The 25,382-nt window shown below is 61.5% G+C and carries 21 protein-coding genes and 1 tRNA gene; 12 read left to right on the top strand and 10 right to left on the bottom strand.

All coding sequences use genetic code 11. The features are described 5' to 3' along the window. Positions 1-209 precede the first annotated feature (209 nt). Positions 210-285: transfer RNA gene (locus GVL52_RS18365), tRNA-Ile, on the bottom strand. Positions 286-438: 153 nt separating this feature from the next. On the opposite strand from GVL52_RS18365, the gene GVL52_RS18360 reads away from it, so the two are divergent. Further along, positions 439-1,185 carry an SIMPL domain-containing protein gene (locus tag GVL52_RS18360; protein WP_160009722.1) on the top strand — a complete coding sequence of 249 codons (747 nt, stop codon included), beginning with the start codon at positions 439-441 and terminating at the stop codon, positions 1,183-1,185. Positions 1,186-1,435: 250 nt separating this feature from the next. Next, on the top strand, positions 1,436-1,819 hold the full coding sequence (locus GVL52_RS18355) for a hypothetical protein (RefSeq protein WP_160009720.1): 384 nt from the start codon (positions 1,436-1,438) through the stop codon (positions 1,817-1,819). An 82-nt stretch (positions 1,820-1,901) separates the two neighbouring features. Here the strand turns inward: GVL52_RS18355 and GVL52_RS18350 are convergent, their stop codons facing one another. After that, the gene (locus tag GVL52_RS18350; RefSeq protein ID WP_244619224.1) at positions 1,902-2,615 is read right to left on the bottom strand and encodes a GntR family transcriptional regulator; all 714 of its coding nucleotides are present in this window, start codon (positions 2,613-2,615) and stop codon (positions 1,902-1,904) included. A 268-nt stretch (positions 2,616-2,883) separates the two neighbouring features. Here GVL52_RS18350 and GVL52_RS18345 point away from each other — a divergent pair, with 268 nt between their 5' ends. The 9 genes from GVL52_RS18345 (at position 2,884) to GVL52_RS18305 (ending at position 11,895) form a co-directional block, all read left to right on the top strand. Beyond that, positions 2,884-3,972 (top strand): ABC transporter ATP-binding protein, encoded by a 1,089-nt coding sequence (locus tag GVL52_RS18345; RefSeq protein ID WP_160009718.1) that lies wholly within the window; start codon positions 2,884-2,886, stop codon positions 3,970-3,972. Between the two features lie 31 nt (positions 3,973-4,003). Next, a complete protein-coding gene (locus GVL52_RS18340) occupies positions 4,004-5,302 on the top strand; it encodes a PotD/PotF family extracellular solute-binding protein (RefSeq protein WP_160009716.1) in 1,299 nt (432 codons plus the stop codon). Between the two features lie 216 nt (positions 5,303-5,518). Then, positions 5,519-6,433 carry an ABC transporter permease gene (locus tag GVL52_RS18335; RefSeq protein ID WP_160009714.1) on the top strand — a complete coding sequence of 305 codons (915 nt, stop codon included), beginning with the start codon at positions 5,519-5,521 and terminating at the stop codon, positions 6,431-6,433. Between the two features lies 1 nt (position 6,434). Further along, positions 6,435-7,256 (top strand): ABC transporter permease, encoded by an 822-nt coding sequence (locus GVL52_RS18330; protein ID WP_160009712.1) that lies wholly within the window; start codon positions 6,435-6,437, stop codon positions 7,254-7,256. A gap of 4 nt (positions 7,257-7,260) precedes the next feature. Further along, positions 7,261-8,001, top strand: coding sequence for an aspartate/glutamate racemase family protein (locus tag GVL52_RS18325; protein WP_160009710.1), 741 nt, complete (start codon positions 7,261-7,263; stop codon positions 7,999-8,001). Positions 8,002-8,004: 3 nt separating this feature from the next. After that, a complete protein-coding gene (locus GVL52_RS18320; protein WP_160009708.1) occupies positions 8,005-8,616 on the top strand; it encodes a flavin reductase family protein in 612 nt (203 codons plus the stop codon). A 129-nt stretch (positions 8,617-8,745) separates the two neighbouring features. After that, positions 8,746-9,237, top strand: a complete 492-nt coding sequence (locus GVL52_RS18315) for a heme-degrading domain-containing protein (protein ID WP_160009706.1) — start codon at positions 8,746-8,748, stop codon at positions 9,235-9,237. 186 nt (positions 9,238-9,423) lie between these two features. Next, positions 9,424-10,134: an alpha/beta fold hydrolase gene (locus GVL52_RS18310; RefSeq protein WP_160009704.1), complete on the top strand. Its 711-nt coding sequence runs from the start codon at positions 9,424-9,426 to the stop codon at positions 10,132-10,134. 216 nt (positions 10,135-10,350) lie between these two features. Beyond that, a complete protein-coding gene (locus GVL52_RS18305) occupies positions 10,351-11,895 on the top strand; it encodes a DHA2 family efflux MFS transporter permease subunit (RefSeq protein WP_160009702.1) in 1,545 nt (514 codons plus the stop codon). Positions 11,896-11,934: 39 nt separating this feature from the next. Here the strand turns inward: GVL52_RS18305 and GVL52_RS18300 are convergent, their stop codons facing one another. Beyond that, positions 11,935-13,236, bottom strand: a complete 1,302-nt coding sequence (locus tag GVL52_RS18300) for a DUF2254 domain-containing protein (protein ID WP_160009700.1) — start codon at positions 13,234-13,236, stop codon at positions 11,935-11,937. A gap of 234 nt (positions 13,237-13,470) precedes the next feature. Continuing rightward, on the bottom strand, positions 13,471-14,727 hold the full coding sequence (locus GVL52_RS18295; RefSeq protein ID WP_160009698.1) for an AGE family epimerase/isomerase: 1,257 nt from the start codon (positions 14,725-14,727) through the stop codon (positions 13,471-13,473). 173 nt (positions 14,728-14,900) lie between these two features. Between GVL52_RS18295 and metH the strand changes: the two genes are divergently transcribed. Continuing rightward, complete coding sequence (metH, locus tag GVL52_RS18290; RefSeq protein ID WP_160009696.1) at positions 14,901-18,674, top strand: methionine synthase; 3,774 nt, start codon at positions 14,901-14,903, stop codon at positions 18,672-18,674. A gap of 106 nt (positions 18,675-18,780) precedes the next feature. Here the strand turns inward: metH and GVL52_RS18285 are convergent, their stop codons facing one another. From GVL52_RS18285 to GVL52_RS18260, 6 genes are all read right to left on the bottom strand, one after another. After that, positions 18,781-19,650: a hypothetical protein gene (locus GVL52_RS18285; protein WP_160009694.1), complete on the bottom strand. Its 870-nt coding sequence runs from the start codon at positions 19,648-19,650 to the stop codon at positions 18,781-18,783. 119 nt (positions 19,651-19,769) lie between these two features. Further along, a complete protein-coding gene (locus tag GVL52_RS18280) occupies positions 19,770-21,113 on the bottom strand; it encodes an MFS transporter (protein ID WP_160009743.1) in 1,344 nt (447 codons plus the stop codon). Positions 21,114-21,294: 181 nt separating this feature from the next. Beyond that, positions 21,295-22,356, bottom strand: a complete 1,062-nt coding sequence (locus GVL52_RS18275) for an ABC transporter ATP-binding protein (RefSeq protein WP_160009692.1) — start codon at positions 22,354-22,356, stop codon at positions 21,295-21,297. Between the two features lie 14 nt (positions 22,357-22,370). Continuing rightward, positions 22,371-23,159, bottom strand: a complete 789-nt coding sequence (locus tag GVL52_RS18270; RefSeq protein ID WP_160009690.1) for an ABC transporter permease — start codon at positions 23,157-23,159, stop codon at positions 22,371-22,373. Beyond that, positions 23,156-24,049, bottom strand: coding sequence for an ABC transporter permease subunit (locus tag GVL52_RS18265; RefSeq protein WP_160009688.1), 894 nt, complete (start codon positions 24,047-24,049; stop codon positions 23,156-23,158). The genes GVL52_RS18270 and GVL52_RS18265 overlap by 4 nt, the downstream gene beginning before the upstream one ends. A 73-nt stretch (positions 24,050-24,122) precedes the next feature. After that, positions 24,123-25,226, bottom strand: coding sequence for an ABC transporter substrate-binding protein (locus GVL52_RS18260; protein ID WP_160009686.1), 1,104 nt, complete (start codon positions 25,224-25,226; stop codon positions 24,123-24,125). Positions 25,227-25,382 lie beyond the last annotated feature (156 nt).

Genomic DNA, 25,382 nt, shown 5'->3' with positions numbered 1-25,382 from the left:
TCTCATCAGCTGCGAGCGAGGTTTGAGACAGCTTCAAAGCCTCATTAAAGATTCGTGCCAGACCAATGCGAAACCTGAAAATTCCAGAACTTGGTGTCAAAATTCCGATTTTTCGCGTCCGGCTACAGCGGGGAGTCGGCGCAAGACTCGGACCTGCCGCCCAGAAACGCCGGCGACGCGGGCAAGCACGGCGAAAGTTCTGGAAAAAGTGGTGGGCCCGGAGGGACTCGAACCCCCAACCAAGCGGTTATGAGCCGCCGGCTCTAACCATTGAGCTACAGGCCCTGGCGGTCGCTTGCGGCGCCGTGCAGCGGCGCAATGGTTCGCCGGTGCGATTTGGCTCTAACGCAATTTTTGAGCGGTCACAAGCCATTGCCGCAATAGCTTCACAATCAAACGGCAAGAGGGAGCGGTAAATCACAATCGGGGAGTGAAACAATGCCTTCGTCCAAAACCAAGAGATTTGCTGCCGGGTTTTTGTTCAGCCTGCCGATCGCCATTGCTGCCGCTTTGCCGGTGCTTGCCGCCGATCAGTCTCAGCGTCAGGCAATCATATCGGTGATCGGCGAGGGACGGGCGACGATGGCGCCTGATATGGCGGTGTTGAACTTCTCCGTAGTCAAACAGGAGAAGACGGCGCGCGAGGCGCTCGACGGCAACAACAAGGCGATGAGCGACGTGCTTGGTGCGCTGAAGAAGGCGGGAATTGCCGAGCGCGACCTGCAGACATCCGGCTTTTCGGTGCAGCCGCAATATCGCTTCCCGCAGGGCACCGATGGCCAGCAGCTGCCGCCGGAGCTGATCGGTTACCAGGTATCCAACTCGCTGACGGTGCGGGTGCGCGATCTGTCGCAGCTCGGGCCGATCATCGACCAGGCGGTCACCCTGGGTGTCAATCAGGGGGGCGATATCCAGTTCACCAATGACAAGCCGGAAAGCGCGATGGAAGAAGCGCGCAAAGGTGCCGTCGCCGATGCGATGGCACGGGCAAAGACGCTTGCGGAGGCTGCCGGTGTCAAGCTCGGCAGCGTCATCGAGATCAACGAAAGCGGTCCGCGGCCGCAGCCGGTGCCTGTCATGCGGGCAGCGATGATGAAGTCGGGAGCCGATGCCGGCGTACCGATCCAGGGTGGCGAAAGCAGCTACAACATCAGCGTCAACGTGACATTTGCCATCGCGCAGTAGGCGCATCGCGGCATTCGTTCATTTAAGTTACCAAAGTATGGCCGTTGATATCCTGTTTGATATCAACGGCTTATCTTTTTGTCGCCACAGGTGCGGTGAGGGTGCGGCAGAAAAACGCTTTATCACGGGTATATTACACTATAACATTGATCGTGTTATTCGGTCCTGCCGGGAACTTGAGTTCTGTTTCCCGCGTTCGTGCGGACCGATGAGGAGGAATTGGCTTTATCCCGATAAAGAGGAGACAGACATGACGAATGCCTTGCCGCCACTTCACAATGGGCACGCCCCGTTCACCCTTCAGGAGCTCTTCCGCGACGCTCTCTATGCGTTTGAAGAGTGGGATACGGAACTCACCGAACCAATCGTTACGTTCGAAGGCCGGGTCGTTCCGATCAGCCGCGTCTTCGAGGCCATGCGCCAGTGCGACGACATCGTTCCAATGAACATCGTCGGTGCCGTGACCGAGCGATTGACCAAGCCTTGGGAAGGCGAGGGTCCTCTCGACCAGATGACGTTTTCGACGGCGGCCCGCGTCATGGGCGTGCTGGTTCGCAAACGTATGCATGCGGCCGGAACGCCCGATATCTTGGCTGTTGCGGCTTTACCGGACGAACGCCGCTCACGCGGCTGATGCCTGATATCGCGGCCGCTCTGGTGGCCGCGATCTCGCTTTGGACAGTCGCTGTCCTTGCGAATGGCGATCTTCGACCCGCCTAGAGGTCGAATGCTTCCTTCAATCCCTGACCCTTGCGTTCGCGCAGATCGAGATCGGCCTCGATATGTGCGATATGGTGCACCATGAGATGGCAGGCGCGGTCGAGATCCTTGCGCTCGATTGCCGAGACGATGTCGCCATGCTCGGAGTGGCCGCAGCTGGAGATGGTCGACTGGCCGTATAGGGCGATCACCAGAGATGACCGGGCGACGAGTTCGTCCATGAAGCGCTGCATGATCGAATTGCCGGAGATGCTCGCCAGCGTCAGGTGGAAATCGCCGGATGCCTTGATCTCGGCGCGCCGCGCTGTCTGTCCGCGCTCGCTGATCAGCCGGCTTTCCTCCAGCAAAAGCTGCTTCAGGTGCTGGATTTCAGACGGGGTAATTCTGGCTGCCGCCTCCCGCAGGATGCCGGGCTCGATCAGCCGTCGGGCGGCAAAGATCTGGCGGGCCTCATCCGGCGAGGGGTAGGCGACGAAGGCCCCGCGGTTTTTCGCGACACTCACCAGGCCTTCATAGGACAGCGCCTGCAGGGCTGCGCGTGCCAGCGTGCGGCTGACGTTGAAGAGATTGCCGACATCGCTTTCCGACAGCTTGGTTCCCGGCGACAGACGACGCTCGACGATCGCATCGCGGATGGCGTCGCGGATCTGCTGGGCACCGGTTTCGGTGGGATCGTCTGTTGTCTGGAGCGCGTTGGCGGCGGAGTTCATGAAATAAATTACCTTATGATCGGCAAATGATATCCGCGTTTGGCTGAAAAGTTAAATGGAATTTGCGACCAAAGTGACGGCTAAATTGTATACGATTTTTTGCGCAAATTGCAGACGAAAGCCTATTTCATGTGCAGACATCTCAGGCGGTCTAAATGTAGCCGACGCTGGATTATGCTGAAAAATTCAGATTTCGTAAGGGCTTGGTGCACTGCGATGGAAACTGGCACGGCGAATGCATCGTCTTACTCGAACAGGGGAAGACACGATGTCGAAAGCGGCAGAGATCGATATAGCATCCGTTTCGAAGGTGTATGGTAGCACGACTGCCGTCCACGCCATAAGCCTGAAGATTCCGGCTGGTTCCTATTGCTGCTTCCTGGGACCATCCGGCTGCGGCAAGACGTCCACACTCCGGATGATTGCCGGGCACGAGAGTATTTCGTCCGGCGATATTCGCCTGGGCAATACCGTGGTCACCGATTTTCCGCCGGCCAAGCGCGGCACGGCGATGATGTTCCAGTCCTACGCACTGTTTCCGCATCTCGACCTGATCGACAATGTCGCCTTCAGCCTGAAGATGAAGGGTGTCGAGAAGGAAGAGCGTCGGGCCAAGGCACTGGAGATGCTGAAGCTGATGCAGATGGAAGCCTATGCGACGCGCAGGCCGGCCCAGCTTTCGGGCGGCCAGCAACAGCGTGTGGCACTGGCCCGCGCGCTGATCACCGATCCGGAAGCGCTGCTGCTCGACGAGCCGCTGTCGGCGCTCGATCCGTTCCTGAAGATCCGCATGCGCGCGGAATTGAAGAAGCTGCAGAAGACGCTCGGCATCACCTTCGTCCACGTCACCCACAGCCAGGAAGAGGCGATGGCGCTGGCCGATATCATCGTCATCATGAACGACGGCAAGATCGAGCAGGCGGCAACGCCGCGCAAGGTGTTCGAAGAGCCGGCAACGGCGTTCGTCGCCCGCTTCATGGGCGATCACAATGTTCTCACCGGTCGCGTCACGGCTTCCAAGGGCGGCGTGGTGACGCTCGAGGTGCCGGAGGGGCAGAGCTTCTCGGTGCGCGGGGCGGACAAGGCGATCGGCGAAGTCGTCGATATCGGCATTCGCACCGATCGCGTCCGGCTCGACACGGCTGCCGACAAGACGCTCGGTTTCAACGGGATCATCTCCAATATCGAATATCGCGGCGCTTCGGTGAAGATCACCGTGGTTGGCGCGGGCAGCGATGACTTCACGGTCATTGCGACCGACGGCGATTATTTCGCCAAACCCGCATCGGTCGGCGATGCGGTGTCTCTGAGTTGGGCCCTGGAGGATGCTGTCCTCCTCGGCCGCGTTTCGGCCTGAATCACGATCATTAAAAGAAGAGGGAACTACAATGACTGATGCAACGAAATCCACCAAGACGGATAAGGGTCTGTCCCGCCGCACGCTGCTGAAGACGGGGGCTGCTGCGGCCGGCGCGATTGCCGGCTCGGGCCTGATCACCGGCTTCCCGACCATCTGGGCCCAGACGAACATCACGCTGCGCCAGTTCGGCACCGGTGTTTCGAACATCAATGCGATCGCCGAGAAGTGCAAGGCCGACCTCGGCATCACGCTCGAGATGACCGCAACGGACTCTGACGCTGCCGCCCAGCGCGCTGTCACCCAGCCCGACAGCTACGACATCGCCGACATCGAATACTGGATCTTGAAGAAGGTCTATCCGACCGGCGTTATCCAGCCGATGGATGTCAAGAAGCTGAAGTATTACGACCAGGTCGTTCCGCTGTTCAAGAACGGCAAGCTCAAGGCAGACAGCGTCATTGCCCAGGGCACGGCACCGCACACCGTCGGTTACGTCGAGAGCGCCGATGCGAAGACGTTTGCGAAGAGCGAGACCGAGTTCTTCACGATGATGCCGACGATCTACAATGCCGATACGCTCGGCATCCGCCCCGACCTCGTCGGCCGCGAGATCACCAGCTGGGCCGATATCATGGACCCGAAGTTCAAGGGCAAGACCTCGATCCTGAACATTCCGTCGATCGGCATCATGGATGCGGCGATGATCATGGAAGCCATGGGCAACATCAAGTATGCCGACAAGGGCAACATGACCAAGGAAGAGATCGACAAGACGATCGAGTTCCTGATCAAGGCGAAGCAGGACGGCCAGTTCCGCGCCTTCTGGAAGAGCTTCGACGAATCAGTCAACCTGATGTCGTCGGGCGAAGTCATCATCCAGTCCATGTGGTCGCCGGCCGTTGCCGCTGTCCGCTCCAAGGGCATCGCCTGCAAATACCAGCCGCTCAAGGAAGGTTACCGCTCGTGGGGCGGTGGTCTCGGCCTTGCTTCGCACCTCAAGGGCGCTGAGCTCGACGCGGCGTACGAGTACATCAACTGGTACACGTCCGGCTGGGTCGGTGGTTACCTCAACCGCCAGGGCTACTACTCCGCCTGCATGGACACTGCCAAGAAGTTCATGACGGCCGACGAGTGGGGCTACTGGATCGAAGGCAAGGCTGCACAGGGCGATGTCATGTCGCCGGAAGGCAAGGTCATGGAGAAGGCCGGTGCGGTTCGCGACGGCGGCTCGTTCGAAGAGCGCATGGGTCATGTGGCATGCTGGAACTCCGTCATGGACGAGGACCGCTACATGGTTCGCCGGTGGAACGAGTTCATCGCAGCTTAAGGCTGGCATCACCCACGAAGCGAGTGCCGCTTCCCCTCCCCAAACCCTCCCCACAAGGGGGAGGGAGCGCGGACGCAGCGGCAAGGAAGCTCTCTCCGTTGGGGAGGGTGCAACAGGAAAACTCCCTCCCCCTTGTGGGGAGGGTTGGGGAGGGGTCTTGATCGACACCTCCTCTCAAATCGCCGGGATGAAGGCGTTTCTCCGAGAGGATAGAGGATGGCGACGATCGCTTCAGCACAGACAGACGAGAAGGCCGGACGGGTTCGCTCCGGCGGCTTGCGCCTTCCGCCGTGGGCCGCGTCCTATATCCAGGCGACGCCGCTCGTTCTGATCCTCGGTTTCTTCTTCGTGCTGCCGATCCTGATGATCGTTGTCGTCAGCTTCTGGGACTACGACTTCGCCGGTCTCTACCCGGCTTTCCTGACGATGAACTATACCGAAACGCTCGGCTCCTGGGTTACCTGGAAGACCTATCTGAACACGCTGAAATTCGCGGTGATCGTCTGGACGCTGACGGTCTTCATCGGCTTCTGGGTCGCCTATTTCCTCGCCTTCCATGTCAGGCGTACATCGACGCAGATGATCCTGTTTCTGGTCTGCACCGTGCCGTTCATGACATCCAACATCATCCGCATGATCTCCTGGATCCCGGTGCTCGGCCGCAACGGCCTGATCAACTCGGCGCTGGTGGAGATGGGGATCGTGCCGCAGCCGATCGAATGGCTGCTTTATTCCGATTTTGCCGTGGTTCTGGCCATGGTGCATCTTTACACGCTGTTCATGGTGACGCCGATCTTCAACACGCTGATGCGCATCGACCGGTCGCTGTTCGAGGCGGCGCGCGATGCCGGCGCCAGCGGCTGGCAGATCCTCTGGAACGTGGTCATTCCGCTGGCAAAGCCCGGGATCGCCATCGGTTCGATCTTCGTCGTCACACTGGTGATGGCCGACTTCTCGACCGTGCAGGTGATGTCCGGCGGGCAGAGCGCCTCGGTGGCGCTGATGATGAAGAACCAGATGTCGCTGCTGCAATATCCGGCCGCCGCCGCCAATGCCGTGGTGCTTCTGATCGTCGTCTTGATGATGGTCGCCGCCATCCTGCGCGTCGTCGATATTCGCAAGGAGCTTTAAGATGGGTCACGAAAAGCGCACCTGGGAATTTTATGCTCTTGCCGCCTTCTTCGTCGTCTTCGTGCTGTTTCTCTACGGCCCGTTGTCGGCGATCCTGATCCTCTCCTTCCAGGGACCCGATGGCGGCCTGACCTTCCCGCTCAACGGCGTGTCGGTGCACTGGTTCTTCAACCTGTTCGAAAAGCAGGCGGTCGGCGACTTCGGTGCCTCGTTCCGCCGCTCGTTCACGCTCGGCTTCATGGTGATGATCGTCACCGTCGTGGTGTCGCTGCTGGCGGGCCTTGCCTTCCGCCGGCGCTTCCGCGGCTCGACGGTGCTGTTCTATGCAACGGTTGCGAGCCTCGTGGTGCCTTCGATCATCATCTCGCTCGGCATCGGCGTGGTGTTCCAGCAGGGCGGACTGCGGCCGGCCTGGTACTCCTCGGCCTTCGGCGCGCATCTGACTTGGACGCTGCCGTTCGGCGTGCTGATCATGTTTGCCGTCTTCAACCGCTTCTCGCCGGCCTACGAAGAGGCGGCGCGCGATCTCGGGGCATCGGCCTGGCAGACATTCGCTCATGTGGTGCTGCCGATGATCGCGCCGAGCCTGATCGGCGTCGGCCTGTTCGGCTTCACGCTGTCCTACGACGAATTCGCCCGCACGCTGATGACCTCCGGCAGCTACAACACGCTGCCGCTCGAAATCTACGGGATGACCACCAACGTCACGACGCCGGTGCTCTATGCGCTGGGCACCGTGACGACGCTGTTCTCCTTCACCATCATTCTCGTCGCGCTCGGCATCATGATGATGCTGCGTGGACGCCAGGCAAAGATAAGCTGACCTCATGCGCATTCTCATCGTCAACCCGAACACGACGGCCAGCATGACCGAGAAGGCTGCCACCGCCGCCCGGCTGGTCGCGGCCTCCGGCACGGAGATCATCGCCGCCACCTCGCGGATGGGGCCGGTCTCGATCGAAGGCCACTATGACGGGGCGCTTGCCATTCCCGGCCTGCTGGCAGAACTGAAGGACCGGGCAGGGACCTATGATGCCGCCGTCATCGCCTGCTTCGACGATACGGGGCTGGAAGCGGCCCGGAGCTTTGCCGACGTGCCGGTGCTCGGGCTTTGCGAATCCGCGGTGGCGACGGCCGGGTTCCTGGCGCAGCGGTTTACCGTGGTGACGACGCTGGAACGCTCGCGGGTGCTGATCGACAATCTGGTGCGCCGCTACGGCATGGGCGACCGGGCGAAGGTTCGGGCATCAGACATTCCGGTGCTGGAGCTTGAGGACGAGGCATCTGGCGCGATCGGCAAGCTTCGCGCCGAGATCGAGCGGGCGTTGTCCGAGGATGGCGCCGAAGCGATCGTGCTTGGCTGCGCCGGCATGACCGATCTGGCGCGTGAACTGCAGGAAATCTATGGCGTGCCGGTGGTTGATGGCGTGGCCGCGGCGGTCAAACAGGCCGAGGCGCTGGTTTCGCTGGGGTTGAAGACCAGCAAGCGCGGCTCCTATGCATCGCCGCTCGCCAAGCCGTTCAGTGGTGCAATGAGCGAATTTGCGCCGATGAAGGCAGCGAGCTGAACCATGTCCATTTCCTTCGATTTCGAGACGCTCTCCGAACGCGAGCGCTACAAGCTGATGATCGGTACCGTCGTACCGCGGCCGATCGCGCTGGTGACCACGGTGGATGAGCATGGCCGGGTGAATGCAGCACCATTCAGCTTCTTCAATTGCCTGTCGGCCGATCCGCCGATCCTGGCGCTGGGGGTCGAAAACAACCCTGATATGTCCTTCAAGGACACCGGCCACAATATCCGCATGACGGAGGTGTTCACCGTCAACATCGTGTCGTTTGCGATTGCGGAAGCCATGCACATCTGCGGCTCGAAATATCCGCGCGGCGTCGATGAGCTGAAGGAATCCGGGCTGACGGCTATGCCGGGGGCGAAGGTCGCGTCGCCATGGATCGCCGAGGCGCCGGCCGCCTTCGAATGCAAGCGGCATGTGACGCTGGAACTCGGCAAGTCGCGCCAGATCATCATGGGTGAGATCGTCTATGCGCATTATCGCGACGGCGTCGTCGATCCGGAACGGATGCGGGTCGATCCGGAACAGCTCGACGCCATTGCCAGGCTTGGCGGCGATACCTGCAGCACGATCCGCGACCGGTTCGAGATGCTGACGCCGAAGCTCTGACCACGAAGCTCTGACGCTGAAGCTCTGACGATGAAGCTCGGGGGCTGATCGTATCCCGTCGATTTCGCTTTACTTTTCTGCCCTGCTTGCGAAAATTCGCACAAAAGCATTGCAGGAGAGAACACCGCCATGACCATGCCCGATGACGATCTCGCACGGATTGCCGAGCAGGAGAAGGTGCTGGCCTTCGACACGTTCGACCTGACGACAGCATGGCAGCTCGGCAAGCTCCTGCAGGAACTGGGCACCGAGCGCGGGCTTGGCATTGCCATCGACATTACCCTGCATTCCATGCCGGTTTTCTACACGGCACTTCCCGGCGTCACGCCTGACAATGTCCAGTGGGTGCGCCGCAAGCGCAATCTGGTGCTGCGCTATTTCAAGAGCAGCTATGCGATCGGCCTCGAGCTGAAGCAGAAGGGCAAGACAGTCGCCGATAACGGTCTTGCCGATGCCGACTTCGCGCCGCATGGCGGCAGCTTCCCGATCAACGTCAAGGGAACCGGCTGCATCGGCGCCGTCACCGTCTCCGGCCTGCCGCAGCGCGACGATCACAATCTGGCGGTCGAGGCGCTGGCGCTGATGCTGGCGAAGGATCTGGACGCGCTGCGGCTCGCCTGAGCGCTCGATTGGCCGTTGTGGTCGGTCGATGTGGTCGGTAAAGGCGTTAAAACCGCTGTGAGCCACCTTTCTGTTGGCTCTCGGTGTTTCCTTCGTATGTCGCCACAAAGCATACTGCCAGTTTCTGGCAGTGGGCTCGACTAAAGCTCTTCCGGGTAAAGACCTGACATTATTTGGAAGAGAGATATGACACCAATCGTTTTCATTCCCGGCATGTTGTGCTCGGCAGAGCTGTTTGCGCCGCAGATAGCGGCCCTGTGGCCATATGGGCCTGTCACCGTTGCTTCGACGCTCGAAGGGGCGACGATCGGCGAGATGGCGTCTTCCATTCTTGCCTCTGCACCGCCACGCTTCGCGCTGGTCGGCCTGTCGATGGGCGGCTACATCGCGTTCGAGATCATGCGGCAGGCACCGGAGCGGGTGATCAAGCTGGCGCTGCTCGACACCTCGGCTCGCGCCGATACGCCTGAGGAAACCGAACAGCGACGCGGCCTGGTCGCAGCTGCCAACAGCGGTGATTTCGCAGCGTTGCTGGAAAACGTGATGACATCGATCCTGCATCCAGATCATCAGAGCGATGCGGTGTTGCGTGCGATCAATGTCCGCATGGGGCTGACCGTCGGGCTGGAAGGATTGGCCCGCCACGAAAATGCGATGTCCACGCGGATCGACAGCCGCTCCGGCCTTGCAGCAATCTCGGTTCCGACCCTAGTGCTGGTTGGTGACAGCGACCCTCTGACGCCGCCAGAGCTTTCGGAGGAGATTGCCGTGGCTATTCCGGGCGCCCGTCTTGTCATCGTGCCGCGATGCGGCCACGGATCGACACTGGAGCAGCCGGAGGTCGTCAATCGCTGCCTAATTGATCTGCTCGAGGGCAAGTCGGCGTCGGCAGTGTAAGCGCTGGGGCAGCCAAAGGCCTGCCTTGCGCTGAGGCCTGCTGGGTTTCCGGCAGGTCCTGTCATTCAGTGCCGCACAGGCGTTATCTGGCCGGGGCGGCGGGCTGGATTGATGCTCGCACCTCGCTCTGCCGATCTGAAGCTTGCAATTCGGCTTCGCAAGGCGCTTGTCTTGACCGAGCAAGGCCACGGTGGCCGTTCGCGGAAAGCTTGTCGCATGTCGGATCGATCAGCCGCCCATCCCGATCGCCAGCCCCTGATAGTGTGGGTCGGTTTTCTCGCCATGTGCATCGGCATGTTCATGGCGATCCTCGATGTGCAGGTGGTTGCGACCTCGCTGCCGACGATCCAGTCGGCGCTTGATATCGGCCCGGACCAGATGAGCTGGATCCAGACCGCGTATCTGATCGCCGAGGTGGTCGCCATTCCGCTGACCGGTTTCCTGACGCGGCTGCTTTCGATGCGATGGCTGTTCGTTGTTGCGATCTGCCTGTTTGTCGTTGCGTCTGTCGGATGTGCCGCAAGCGGCAGCTTTGAGATGCTGGTCGCCTGGCGGGTGCTGCAGGGATTTTCCGGGGGAACGCTGATCCCATCGGTGTTCTCGGCGGTTTTCATCCTCTTTCCCAATGAACGACAGGCACTGGCGACGACGATCGCCGGCGTTCTGGCGGTGCTGGCGCCGACTGTCGGTCCGATCGTCGGCGGCTGGTTGACGGAGACCTATTCATGGCACTGGCTGTTCCTGATCAATGTGGTGCCGGGCGTGCTGGCGGCCCTTGTCGCATGGCGGGCGCTGCCAAGGCAGAGCGGCGATCCCTCGGAGTTGCGTCAGCTCGACCTGCTGTCGCTGGCGATGATGGCGACGGCGCTTACGAGCCTGGAACTCGGGCTCAAGGAGGCGCCGACCAGCGGCTGGGCTTCGTTCTATGTGGTCGGCCTGCTTGTGCTATGCGTCGCCTCGGGGTGCCTATTTGCATGGCGGTCGTTGCGCCGGCACCGGCCGATCGTCGATCTCGGCAATTTCGGCGACCGGAATTTTCTCGCCGGATCGGTGCTGAGCTTCATTCTCGGCATCGGCCTGTTCGGCTCCGTCTATCTGATGCCGGTGTTCCTGGCGTTTGTGCGTGGGCACAATGCGCTCGAAATCGGCATGACCATGCTGGTCACGGGCGTCGCCCAGCTGGCCACGGCCCCGATTGCCGTTGCCCTTGAGAAGCGAACCGATCCGCGGCTGCTGTCGGCCTTCGGCTTTGCGCTGTTCTCAATTGGCATCGCGATGAGCATGGTTCAGGACCCGCGCTCCGACTATGACGCGATGTTCTGGCCGCAGATCGTCAGGGGCGTCGCCATCATGTTCTGCCTGCTGCCGCCGACGCGGCTGGCGCTCGGCACGCTGCCGCCGGAGCGGATTCCCGATGCCAGCGGCCTCTTCAACCTGATGCGCAATCTCGGAGGGGCGATCGGGATCGCGCTGATCGACACGATCATCTACACACGCTCCGACCCGCTGGGGCAGGGGTTTTGGGAGAAGCTGCAGGCGGGCGACGCCAAGACCGCAGCTTTCGTCGGCGCGCCTTTAGAGACCATTGTCGGCCATACGGGCGGATTCGATGCCGAGACGACCGCACTGCTCGACCCGCTGGTGCAGACCGCCGCAAGCGTGCAGGCGATCAACGAAGCCTGGATGGTCGTCGCCATCCTCACGGCCTGCGGCATTGTTTGCGTCGCTTTCGCGCGGCCGACGCCAGCGGCGGCTGAATGAGCGACGCCGGACAGGGAATCGCCCGGCGATTGTTTCAGATCAGATTGCCGCCGGTGCCGCACTGTTGATGGGGATGGGTGATCCGGCCATCGCAAAGCTCTCGGCAACCGCCCTGACTCGGCGCTTGTCGCTGTCGGTCGTGAGAGCCCGTTCCGAACGTTCCAACGATTCACGCGCGTGCCGAGACGCGTTGAAGGCATAGCGGGGATCCTCAAGCCTGGAGAGCGTCCTGAGCGCCTTTTGCAGGCGCAGCACGACCTCTATGAGACCCGCGCCGTCGCGCGCGATCGGCGTGAAAATGTCGTCGAAGAGATCGGCGAGATCGATCGGTGGGACGTGGATGTTGGGAAAGATAATTTCGGCATCCTTGTCCCGCGGCTCGTTCCAGACGGCTAGAATCCGTATTCCTCGGGTGATCACGTCGATTGCCGTGCCCGGATCATTGACGGCTGGAGACAGCGCCCGCGAGGCGATCTCGGCAAGGACACAGGCGCCGAAGCGTGGGTCCTGATCGAAGGATCGGGTGTCGGCAATTGAGAAGCAGGCGCAGATTTCGGTGTCCTGATCTTCGCCGGCAATGCCGTCGATCCAGGCGATCGGTTCTGTTGGATCAACGAAGCTGCCTGGAACTGCCCGAAGATAGATCACGCCTTCGCAGTCGGCAGCAATCTTCGACAGTGCTCCGGTATCGACATGCTGCACGTAGCCGAATGCAGAGACGAATACAGCGCGCGCAGTCGAGGGCACATCGCGCTCCTCATCGAGCAGCGGCTTGCCGCCGAGATAGGGTAGCTGGCTACGTGATCGCATCGCTTCGAGCGTGACCTGCTCGACCCGTTCCGTCGTCTCCGTCACCCGCCCGAGCCTGGAGAGATGGTCGATCCAGCGCAGCAAGGTGACGACGATCAGAACGATGATCGCGATGGTGACCAGAAACAGCACGAGCCGTCCCCGGTCGCCATAGGCGCCGGTGCTCAGGGCAACGATCCCGACCAAGCTGAACAGAAACGAGCCGACAAAGGTGGCCAGCACATTCTGTGTGGTGCTGTCTTCCATGACCAGCTTCGTTGCTCGCGGCGTCACATTGCTGGTGGCGGCTGAATAGGCGGAGACCATCGTGCTCAGCGAGAACGTCGTCACCGTCAGCATGCTCGAAGCGATGATGCCGAGAATATTGTCGACGGCGTCCGCGCCGATCCGTGCAGGCAGGCTGGCGGGGATAAAAGGACTGGCAACGATCGACAGCAGTGCCGTGGCGACGGCGAGCAACGAGAATAAAGAAGCCCTGAACCATATCCGCCGGGTGAGTTGCGAAAGCAGCCAGATCCAGCGTGATGTCATTGATTGCACGTTCCCTTATACCGAATTTGGCGTTTATCCAGAAGGTGTCACATCTAGGTTCTGCGGCCCGCTTATCAAGGTTTGGCGGTGTTCGATCGCGGAAACCATATTCTGTGGCGCGCTCTCCGGTCCGCTTTCACGGGACATCGAGATTGCGGGCCAGTCGCTCACCCACGCAAACAAGAAACGGCGCCATTCACAGGGCGCCGTCCTCTCGTCAGATCATCCGTCCGCTCAGATCTTGCCGCCAGCCTCGGCGATCACCTTGGTCAGGCTGCCGGTGGCGGGAAAGAGGGGGATGAGGCAGGCTTGCAGGGCGTGGTAGATGTCGCCCTTGCCGGGGAAGATGGTGTGGGCCGGGACGAGGTCTTCGGTCAGTTCCTCGTGCCAGCCGCCGTGTCTGTGGTCTATGAAGCCGCGCTCGATGACGTTCCAGATCTTGCGGTAGCTTTCCTCGTGGAAATCGCTCGGCAGGTGCTGGTTGAGATAGTGGGCGGCGGCGGCACCTTCGCAGGCGGGCCACCACATCTTCTCGCGCTTCGCCGGCTTGTCTTCCCAGTCGAGCGTGTAAAAGAAGCTGCCCTTGTCGCTGTCCCAGCCGAGGAGCATCGATTGTGCAAACAGTGCCTTGGCGGCATCCGGCAGCCAGTCCAGCTTCTTGCCACCGAGCGACCAGAGTTGCAGCAGCAGGCGGGCCCATTCCAGCCAGTGGCCGGGGGTTGTGCCTGACGGGCGGAACATCTCGTTGCCGCGGTAGTGCTTGTCGAGCACCCATTCGGACGAGAAGTGCTCGGCGACACGCCAGTCGACCGAGCCTGCGGCGCGGCGGATGACGAGGTCGGCGATGCTTTCTGCCTTGTCGAGATAGCTCCGGTCGCCGGTTGCTTCGAAGGCGGCCATCAGGGCTTCGGTCAGGTGCATGTTGGAATTCTGGCCGCGATAGGTGCCGCCGTCGATCGGCGACCAGTCGGCGTTGAACTCCTCGGCAATGGCGCCGTGGCGCGGTTCCCAGAACCTTGTGTTCAGCACGTCGGTGACGTCAGCGATCATCGCGTCGGCCAGCGGATGGCCGATGGTCTTGGCCGAGGAGGCGGCGAGCAGAACGAAGGCGTGGCCGTATCCCTGCTTGCTCGAATCGACCGGACCGTCATTGTTCAACGTCCAGAAATAGCCGCCGTTTTTGGTGTCGCGGTGGTTGTTCCAGATGTACTGCATGCCGTGATCGACGACATCGGAAGAACCCGGGCGGCCGAGCAGAGCGCCGATCGAGAAGCAGTGGACGGCACGGGCGGCAATGTGGATGCCGCGGACCTGGCCCTCTGCGTCGAGCGGTTTGCCGGTATCGTCGAGATCGTAGAAGCCACCCTTGGGATTGATGGAATCATGCTGGAAGAAATCGAAAAGGCCATTGGCCTGGGCGATCAGCCAGTCGCGGTGATAGGTTCGGGTGGTCCAGTTCCCGAGCGTGGCGTCGCCGATTGCAGGTGCCATGATACTCCTCCGATGTCATACACAAAGCTGTCGAACTGGCTATATAGGGGGTGTTCAGTTCTGTCATCCGCACAGTGCCGTGAAGAACCGAAAATGTCGCTGATATATTGACATAAAGATATCTTTATGTGATTTGAACCGCTTGTCTTTCCATGACGTCAAGGAGTCCGCCCGTGTTTGATACTCTGTTTGGTTCCGAAGGAGCAAAGCGCGACGGTAGCGAAGTGTTCGAAGCGCTGAAAAAAGCGGCCAGCGAACGCATTCTCGTTCTTGACGGAGCGATGGGCACGCAGATCCAGGGGTTGGGATATGACGAAGATCATTTCCGCGGCGACCGCTTCATCGGTTGCGCCTGTCACCAGAAGGGCAACAACGACCTTCTTATCCTCAGCCAGCCGGATGCGATCGAAGAGATCCACTACAAGTATGCCAAGGCCGGCGCCGATATTCTCGAGACCAATACCTTCTCCTCGACCCGCATCGCGCAGGCCGATTATGCGATGGAAGGCGAGGTCTATGCGCTGAACAAGGAAGGTGCCGAGATCGTCCGCCGCGCGGCTCTGCGCGCCGAGCGCGAGGATGGCCGCCGCCGGTTCGTGGCAGGCGCCATCGGCCCGACCAACCGCACCGCCTCGATGTCTCCCGATGTCAACAATCCCGGTTTCCGCGCCGTCGATTTCGACGACCTGCGCATCGCCTATGGCGAGCAGATCGACGGCCTGATCGATGGCGGTGCCGATATCATCCTGATCGAGACGATCTTCGACACGCTGAATGCCAAGGCGGCGATCTTTGCCTGCGAGGAGCGTTTCGAGGCCAAGGGCGTGCGCCTGCCGGTGATGATCTCCGGCACGATCACCGACCTGTCCGGCCGTACGCTGTCGGGCCAGACGCCGTCTGCGTTCTGGAACTCGGTGCGCCACGCCAATCCGTTCACCATCGGGCTCAACTGCGCGCTCGGCGCCAATGCCATGCGCCCGCATCTGCAGGAGCTTTCGGGCGCTGCCGATACCTTCATCTGCGCCTATCCGAATGCCGGCCTGCCGAACGAGTTCGGCCAGTATGACGAGACGCCGGAACTGATGGCGGCGCAGATCGAAAGCTTCGCCCGCGAGGGTCTGGTCAACATCGTCGGCGGCTGCTGCGGCTCGACGCCGGAGCATATCAAGGCGATTGCCGAAGCGGTGGCCAAGTACAAGCCGCGCGCCATCCCGGCACACCGTCCGTTCATGTCGCTGTCGGGCCTCGAGCCGTTCGAACTGACAAAGGAGATACCGTTCGTCAACGTCGGCGAGCGCACCAACGTCACCGGCTCCGCCCGGTTCCGCAAGCTGATCACCAATGCCGATTACACCGCAGCGCTCGACGTGGCGCGCGACCAGGTGGAGAACGGCGCGCAGATCATCGACATCAACATGGACGAGGGCCTGATCGATTCCGAAAAGGCGATGGTCGAGTTCCTCAACCTGATCGCCGCAGAGCCGGATATCGCCCGCGTGCCTGTGATGATCGACAGCTCGAAGTTCTCGATCATCGAATCCGGCCTGAAGCGGGTGCAGGGCAAGTCGATCGTCAACTCGATCTCGTTGAAGGAAGGCGAAGAGAATTTCCTGGCACAGGCGAAGCTGCTGCATGCCTATGGCGCGGCGGTCGTGGTCATGGCCTTCGACGAGACCGGGCAGGCCGATACCTACGAGCGCAAGGTCGAGATCTGCTCGCGTGCCTACAAGATCCTCACCGAAAAGGCCGGCTTCCCGCCCGAGGACATCATCTTCGATCCGAACGTCTTTGCGGTCGCCACCGGCATTGAAGAGCACAATAATTACGGCGTCGATTTCATCGAGGCGACGCGGACGATCCGGCAGCGCATGCCGCTGGTGCATATTTCGGGCGGCGTCTCGAACCTCTCCTTCTCGTTCCGCGGCAACGAGCCGGTGCGTGAAGCCATGCATGCGGTGTTCCTCTACCACGCCATCCAGGCGGGCATGGACATGGGTATCGTCAACGCCGGCCAGCTGGCCGTCTACGACAATATCGACGCGGAGCTGCGCGAGGCCTGCGAGGACGTGGTGCTGAACCGCCGTCCCGATGGCACCGAGCGGCTGCTCGAAGTGGCCGAGAAATTCAGGGGCGGGGCTGCGCGCGAAGGCCGTGTGCAGGATCTGTCGTGGCGCGAATGGAGCGTCGAGAAGCGTCTCGAGCATGCGCTGGTCAACGGCATTACCGAATATATCGATGCCGATACCGAGGAAGCCCGCCTGAAGGCGGAGCGTCCGCTGCATGTCATCGAAGGCCCGCTGATGGCCGGCATGAACGTGGTCGGCGACCTGTTCGGCGCCGGCAAGATGTTCCTGCCGCAGGTGGTCAAGTCGGCCCGCGTGATGAAGCAGGCGGTGGCCGTGCTGCTGCCGTTCATGGAAGAAGAAAAGCGCCTGAATGGCGGCGATCAGCGCAAGTCTGCCGGCAAGATCCTGATGGCGACGGTCAAGGGCGACGTCCACGATATCGGCAAGAATATCGTCGGCGTCGTGCTCGCCTGCAACAATTACGAGATCGTCGATCTCGGTGTGATGGTGCCGGCGACCAAGATCCTCGAGACGGCGGTTGCCGAGAATGTCGATATCATCGGTCTCTCCGGCCTGATCACGCCGTCGCTCGACGAAATGGTGCATGTGGCGGCCGAGATGGAGCGCCAGGGGCTGGACCTGCCGCTTCTGATCGGCGGTGCCACCACCAGCCGCGTGCATACGGCGGTGAAGATTCATCCGGGTTACGCCAAGGGCCAGACGGTCTACGTGACCGACGCCAGCCGCGCCGTCGGCGTGGTCTCGGCGCTGCTGTCGCCGGATGCGCGTGATGGTTACGTCAGCGATATCCGCGCCGAGTACGCCAAGGTTGCGGCGGCCCATGCCCGCAGCGAGGCGGAGAAGGTTCGCCTGCCACTGGCGCGTGCGCGCGAAAATGCGCACAAGGTCGAGTGGTCCGGCTACCAGCCGGGCAAGCCGAGCTTCCTCGGCACCAGAGTGTTCGAGGATTACGACCTGGCGACGCTCGCCGAATACATCGACTGGACACCGTTCTTCCAGACCTGGGAGCTGAAGGGCCGCTATCCAGCCATTCTCAAGGACGAGAAGCAGGGCGAGGCGGCACGGGCGCTCTGGGCCGATGCGCAGGCGATGCTGAAGAAGATCATCGACGAAAAGTGGTTCCGTCCGCGCGCCGTGATCGGCTTCTGGCCGGCGGGTGCCGTCGGCGACGATATCAAGCTGTTCACCGACGAGAGCCGCAAGGACGAGCTGGCGACGTTCTTTACGCTGCGCCAGCAGCTGTCGAAGCGCGATGGCCGGCCGAACGTTGCGCTGTCGGATTTTGTCGCGCCTGTCGATAGCGGCGTGCAGGATTATGTCGGCGGCTTCGTCGTCACGGCTGGTATCGAGGAAGTGGCGATTGCCGAGCGCTTCGAACGTGCCAATGACGATTACTCGTCGATCCTGGTAAAGGCGCTGGCCGACCGTTTTGCGGAAGCCTTTGCCGAGCGCATGCACGAAGAGGTTCGTCGCGAATATTGGGGTTATTCCAAGGATGAGGCGTTCAGCAAGGATCAGCTGATCACCGAGGAATATGCCGGTATCCGTCCGGCGCCGGGTTATCCGGCCCAGCCTGACCATACCGAGAAGGCGACGCTGTTCCGTCTGCTCGATGCGGAAAAGGCGGCCGGTGTGACGCTGACGGAGAGCTACGCGATGTGGCCGGGGTCTTCGGTTTCGGGCATCTATATCGGCCATCCGGAGGCCTATTACTTTGGCGTGGCCAAGGTCGAGCGCGATCAGGTCGAGGATTATGCCGGCCGCAAGGGCATGGAGATTCGCGAAGTCGAGCGCTGGCTTGGGCCGGTGCTGAACTACGTTCCGGCCAAGCCGCGCGAGAATGTGGAAGACGCGGCCTGAGGGGCGCGTCTTGATGATCTGATTCAAGATGTTGGGAAAATGATTCAGGATCTGCGGCCAAGGCCCTGATCCTGAATCGAAATCGCCTGCAGGCCGATCCGGTTGATCAGGCCGTCAGTTCGACCAGGATGGCCGTGGTGTCGTCGCTCTGCTTGAAGCGCGGATAGCGCAGGCCTTCCGGGTCGGTCTCACGTTCGAAGCGGCGGAGTTCCTCGATCATTGGGCGGATGCCCTTGTCGAGGGCTGTGCGCACAAGGCTTGCCGCATCATAGGCTGCGTACAAAACCACCAGATCGGCAAAGCCGTCACTGCAGACGATGGCGTGCGCCTTGCCGGTGATCGGCAGGTCTTCCGATACGAGATGATCGGCTGCTTCCGGCACGAGGCCGAGTGTCCAGATGCCACCGGCCGTGTTCTGGCTTTCCCTATGCTTGCGCAGTGCTGCCAGCGTCTCGGCATTGCCGAGCGCGCCGCCGCCCTTGGTGATGCCGCCGGTGCGGGCGATGTGGCTTTGGGCGTGGGCCTGCTCACGGGTGAAGGCATCAGGGATTGCCATGTGGATGCTGGCGGTGCCGTCCTCGCTCAACAGGAAGACGCAGGAATCTCCCAGGCCATAGAAGGTAAAACCCGTCTGGCTCGCGTGCAGCATGGCGAAGGCCGAGAGCGGCCAGGCATAGCGCGGCACGTCCGGATGGCTGCCGAGAAATGCCTCGCGTGATTCCAGCGACACAGTCCGGGCGATGTCGGAGATGGCGCTATCGCGGGTAATCTGCTGGCGAAAACCGTCGGCAAACCGCGCGGCGATCCAGGCGGCATCGCTTCCCGATGCGTCGATATACTGGCGATCACCGAGGCCGGTGGCGCCGTCGATGACGAAAGCGGAGGCTTCGTTGTAGCCGAAGCGGTCGTCGTTCGGCTTGGCTGGATTGCTGGGCGTGGACTGGCTGTCGAGGATCTTGATTTCAGGTCGGGACATCGTTCTTCAATAACCTCGTCGGACTGGTGCTTCAATGCAGAGCGCCGCTGCTGCCGGTGCAGCATGGGCCATCATGAAAAAGGCCGGGCGGTTGGCCGCCCGGCTGAGAGTATTGTCGTTCAGGCGCTTGCCGCAATCCGCTCGTTGAGTTCCTCGATGCCGACCTCTGCCTCGACGCTGTCGCCGTTGATCAGCAGATAGACGCCGAGCACGAAGGCGAGCGCTGCGATGAACAGCAGGTAGTAGGCATGCGCCATCGGGTTCAGCGGCAGCAGCGAGGCGACGGCCAGCGGCGTCAGGCCGCCGAAGATGGCGTAGGAGACGTTGTAGGAGAAGGACAGGCCGGTGAAGCGGACACGGGCCGGGAAGGCGCGAACCATCACATAGGGCACGGCGCCGACGAGGCCGACCGACAGGCCCATGATCGCATAGAGCACGAACAGCACGGTCAGCGACACGGCGGCGTAGGTGTAGAAGGTGAAGGTGGCAACGCCGAAGAAGATGCTGGCGACGATGAAGAAGCGGCCGGAGCCGACCTTGTCGACGATCGCACCTGCGGCTGCCGTACCGAAGATCAGGAACAGCGTGCCGAAGCTGGTGGCTGCCAGCGACTGCTGGGCGGTGTAGCCGTAGAGCTTCTGCAGGAAGGTCGCGGTCATCAGCGTGGTGACGACGATGCCGGCCGACAGAATCCAGGTGAGCAGGATCGAGATGATGACGCCGCGCGGGTAGTCGCGCAAGACCGTCTTCAATGGCAATTCGTGCGCCAATGAGCGGCTCTTTTTCATCTCGGCGAAGATCGGCGTCTCCCGCAGCCAGCGGCGAAGGTAGACGGCGACGAGGCCGAAAATGCCGCCGAGGAAGAAGGGGATGCGCCAGGCGTAGGCCGCGACTTCTTCAGGCGTGAAGACCGAGTTGATGATCGTGGCGATGAAGGAGCCGAGCAGGATGCCGAGCGTCAGGCCCGAGCAGAGGAAACCGCAGGCAAAGCCGACGCGGCGGAAGGGGACGTGCTCGGCCACGAAGGTCCAGGCGCCAGGCACTTCGCCGCCGATGGCCGCACCCTGCAAAACGCGCATCAGGATCAGCAGGATGGGGGCGGCGATGCCGATGGTGGCGTAAGTCGGCATGGCCGCCATGCCGAGCGTCGAGAGCGCCATCAGCATCAGCGAGAATGCGAAGACCCGCTTGCGGCCGAACATGTCGCCGAAATGGGCGAGCACGATGCCGCCGATCGGGCGGACGAGGTAGCCGGCGGCGAAAATGCCGAAGGTCTGGATCGTCACCAGCCAGTCGGGCATGTCAGGCGGGAAGAACAGCTTGCCGATCACGCCAGCGAAGAACACGAAGATGATGAAGTCGTAGAATTCTAATGCGCCGCCCAGCGCCGAGAGGCCGAGCGTCTTGAAATCCTGAGAGTTGAGGCTGCGAGGGGCCTGAGCTGGCGTCGTGGTGGGAGACATGGTGCTGAATTTTACCGAGCTGACATTGTTTGCGTCGTCGTCGCGCAATGAGGCCGGCATTTCAAGTGATTTCTGCGCTGCCGATGCACGTTTGGCGATCGGGTGCGCCTGTGTGGTAAAGCCGCAAATGCGACAGGCGCCGCGAATGGGCGGCGCCTTTCGTCATCGGGATATCGAGATGTCAGTCCTTGATGACCAGCAGGTCGGCTGCCATGAAGCGCAGCGTGACGGTTTCGCCGGTTGCCGGCGGCTTGACGCCGGGGCTGTTGAACATGTCGAAGGAGATGACGTTGCCGCCGACATTCATCCGGGTGCGGATGACCGAGCCGAGGAAGTGGGCGGAGACCACGGTGCCGGTGAGCGCCGTATCGCTCGGTAGCGTATCGGAGAGCGAACCGGCTTCCGGGCGCAGCGCCAGTGAGACCGTGTCGCCGGCCTTGAAGGCGGCGATCGACTGCTTCAGCGTCACGCCCTGATCACCGATCTGGATGCGATTGACCGCGGGATCGACGACTTTGGCCCCGATGATGTTCAGCGTGCCGACGAAGGAGGCGACGAAGCGGGTGGCGGGCGTGTTGTAGATTTCGAAGGGCGTGCCGATCTGGTCTGCCCGGCCACCATTCATGACGACGATGCGATCGGAGATCGACAGCGCCTCTTCCTGGTCGTGGGTGACGAAGACGGTGGTGATGCCGAGCTTCTGCTGGATGGCGCGGATTTCTTCGCGCAGCGACACGCGGATCTTGGCGTCGAGAGCCGACAGCGGCTCGTCGAGCAGCAGGACCTGCGGCTTGACGGCGAGCGCGCGGGCAAGTGCGACGCGCTGCTGTTGGCCGCCCGAGAGCTGGTAGGGATAGCGATCGGCGAGATGGTCGAGCTTGATGAGGCTCAGCATCTCCTTGACGCGGCTGTCGACTTCGGCTGCCTGCGCCCCGGCGATCTTCAGGCCGAAGGCGACGTTGTCGTGAACGGTCATGTTGGGGAATAGCGCGTAGGCCTGGAAGACCATGCCGATATTGCGCTTGTTCGGCTTCAGATTGCCCTGTTCCTTGCCGCCGATGACGATGCTGCCCGCTGTCGGTGTTTCGAAGCCGGCGATCATGCGCAGGACGGTCGTCTTGCCACAGCCTGACGGGCCCAGGAACGAAATGAATTCGCCTTTTTCGATCTGCATGTTGAAGTCATGCACGACCTTGGTGCTGCCGAAGGATTTCTTGAGGTTTGCGAGTTCGAGAAAAGCCATGAAAACCAGATACCTTACGACTTGGCCGGAGCGGCTCGGTGGAAGCGGGAGACGAGTTGAAGAAGGCCCATGCTGAGCCAGGTAATCGAGAAGGCGATGACCGCCAGAGCCGACGGCTCATAGGCGCGGTTGGCGCCGACGAGCTGCAGATAGGGGCCGAAAGCCGGACGATTGAGCAATGCCGCCATGGTGAATTCACCCATGACGATGGCAAGCGTGATGAAGGCGCCTGAGAGCACGCCGCTCATGACGTTGGGGAAAATGCATTTGAACATGATGGTGAGCCAGCTTGCCCCGAGGCTTTCGGCAGCTTCGGTCAGCGTGCGGACGTCGATGGCGCGCATGGCGGTATCGACGGCACGGTACATGTAGGGCATCGACAGCGTGATATAGGAGAACATCAGGAGGATGTTGGTGCCGGTGGTAGAGCCCGTCAGCGGCAGGGCCGAGGACGAGTTGTACATGCGGAGATAGCCGAAGACGATGACGATCGCCGGGATGACCAGCGGCAGCAGGGTGATGAACTCGACGACCGGACGGATCTGCGGCAGGCGCAGACGGACCCAGTAGGCCGTCGGGACAACCAGCAGCATGCCGAAGACGATGGTCAGCAGCGCCATCAGCATCGAATAGCCGAACGTCTCGCGGAACTGCGGCTCGGAAAACACCGAGGCATAGGCGTCGAAACTGTAGACGCCGCGGCGCATGCGCAGGGAGAATTCGATGGTGGCGATGAGCGGCAGGACGAAATAGATCGCGCCGATGGCAATTGCGATCCAGGCTCCAAGGCGTGATGTCTTCATTTCTGCCACCGTTCGGCGCGCATGCGCAGCATGATGTAGAGGAGGTTCGAAAGGCCGGTGATGACGATCATGCCGAGCGCCAGGGCGTAGCCGAGGTTGGCATTGTGCAGCACGTCGCCGCGGATCTGCGCATAAAGCAGGATCGGCACGATGTTCAGCGAACTGCCGGTCAGGGCGTAGGCCGTGGCGATGGCGCCGAAGGCGTTTGCGAAGAGCAGCAGGGTGGTGCCCATCAGGCTCGGCCAGAGGATCGGGAAGGCGACCTTGCGCCAGTACTGGCCGTTGGTGGCGCCGAGAATCAGGGCCGCTTCCTTCCACTCCTTCTTCATGCCGTCGAGCGCCGGCGTCAGGATCAGCACCATCAGCGGGATCTGGAAGTACATATAGGTGAGGGTGAGCCCGAAGAAGCTCAAGAGATTGAAGCCGGTCGAATAGAGATTGAAGCCGAACCAGTCACGCATCAGCACGGTGACGAGACCGGTGCGACCGAGTGTGGCGAGGAAGGCGAAAGCCAGGGGCACGCCGGCAAAATTCGAGGCGACGCCGGAGAAGGTCAGCAGGCCGGAGCGGACCCAGTTCGGCAGACCGCCGAGCACGATCGCCCAGGCGAGAAAGAAGCCGATCAGCGCACCGCCGAGAGCGGAGGCGACCGAGACCTTGATGCTGATCCAGTAGGCGCTGAGGATCGTCGGCGTGAACAGGTCGGCGATGTTCTGGAGGGTCAGATCGCCCTCGGGCGTCAGGAAAGCACCTGCGACCAGATAAAGCGTAGGCACGATGAGGAACATCGCGGCGAAGATCATGAACGGTGCGATACCGAGCCAGTCGATGACCCTGTCGCGGTTTATCAGGGACGTGGTGCTGGCCACGGATGTCGAAGCAGTGCTCATTCAGGACAGCCTTATCGGGGCAAGATAAAGGGAACCTCTCCGCCGCGAGGGCGGAGAGGCCGTTCGTCAGGTATTACTTGACGTTTGCGCCAACGACGGTGTCCCACTTGGTGGTGATGGCAGCCTTGCCGGCGGCCTGCTCGTCGAGCGTCGGGAACACAGCCTTTTCATAGGCGGCAGCCGGCGGCAGCTTGTCGAGCATGTCCTGCGGAATGGCCTTCTTCTGAGCCAGATCGTTGAAGCGGATCGGGTGGCAATAGCCCTTCAGCCAGCCGAGCTGACCTTCGTCCGAATAGAGGTATTCCATCCAGAGCTTGGCAGCGTTCGGGTGCGGTGCGAAGGCAGAGATCGCCTGGACGTAAACACCGGCGTTTACGCCCGATGCCGGAACGACGACTTCAACCGGCGGGTTGCCCTTCAGCGTATCGCGCCAGGACAGGCCGTTGTAGTCCCAGGCAACGACGATCGGGGTCGAGCCCTGAGCCAGCGAAGCGGACTTGCCGATGACAGGAACGAGGTTGCCTGCCTTGTTGAGTTCGGCGAAGTAGGCGAGACCGGCTTCACCAGCCTTGGTCGGATCTTTTTCACCGGTGGCGATGCCAGCTGCGTAAACAGCCTGCACGGCCTGGTTGGACGCGCGCGGGTCGCCTGCGAGAGCGATGCTGTTGGCGTAATCCGACTTCTTCAGGTCAGCCCAATCCTTCGGGACGTCCTTGACGATATCGGTGTTCACCACGAAGGAAAGAACGCCGTAGTAGTCGCCATACCAGAAGCCGTCGGCATCCTTGGCGCTGTCAGGGATCGAGTCCCAGGTGGAGACCTTGTAAGGCTGGATCAGGCCATCGGCCTTGGCAGACGGACCGAAGGAGAGGCCGACGTCGATGACGTCAGGCGCCTGTGGGCCGGTGTTGCCCTTGTTGGCCTTGATCGCTTCGATTTCGTCGCCCGAACCGGCGTCCGGGTTCAATTCGTTGACCTCGAGGCCGTACTTTGCCTTGAAGCCGGCAATGACGTCGCCGTAGCCGCACCAGTCATGCGGAAGGGCGATAGTGGTCAGCGTGCCTTCCTTCTTGGCGGCAGCGATGAGTTCTGCGCTAGGCTCTGCAGCAGCAATTGCAGTTGAAGCCACAACAATTGCTGTAGAGAGCGAGAGCAGTCGAGAAAGATTAGAGATCACTGTTGTTCTCCTTCGGGTTTCAGTGTCCGACGATGCTGTTACTGACGTTACGTGAAGCTTGTGTGACGGTTGGATGACGTTCATTTTTCTTTGTATCGCAGGCATTTGGCGAAGATGTTTCAATTACGACACCGCTTCGCTCTTTCCCACGTCATC

It is taken from the genome of Rhizobium sp. 18055 (assembly GCF_902706285.1).
Taxonomy (GTDB): domain Bacteria; phylum Pseudomonadota; class Alphaproteobacteria; order Rhizobiales; family Rhizobiaceae; genus Rhizobium.
Note: the sequence above shows the minus strand (reverse complement) of the source record. Positions and strands in the feature narration are given on the sequence as shown.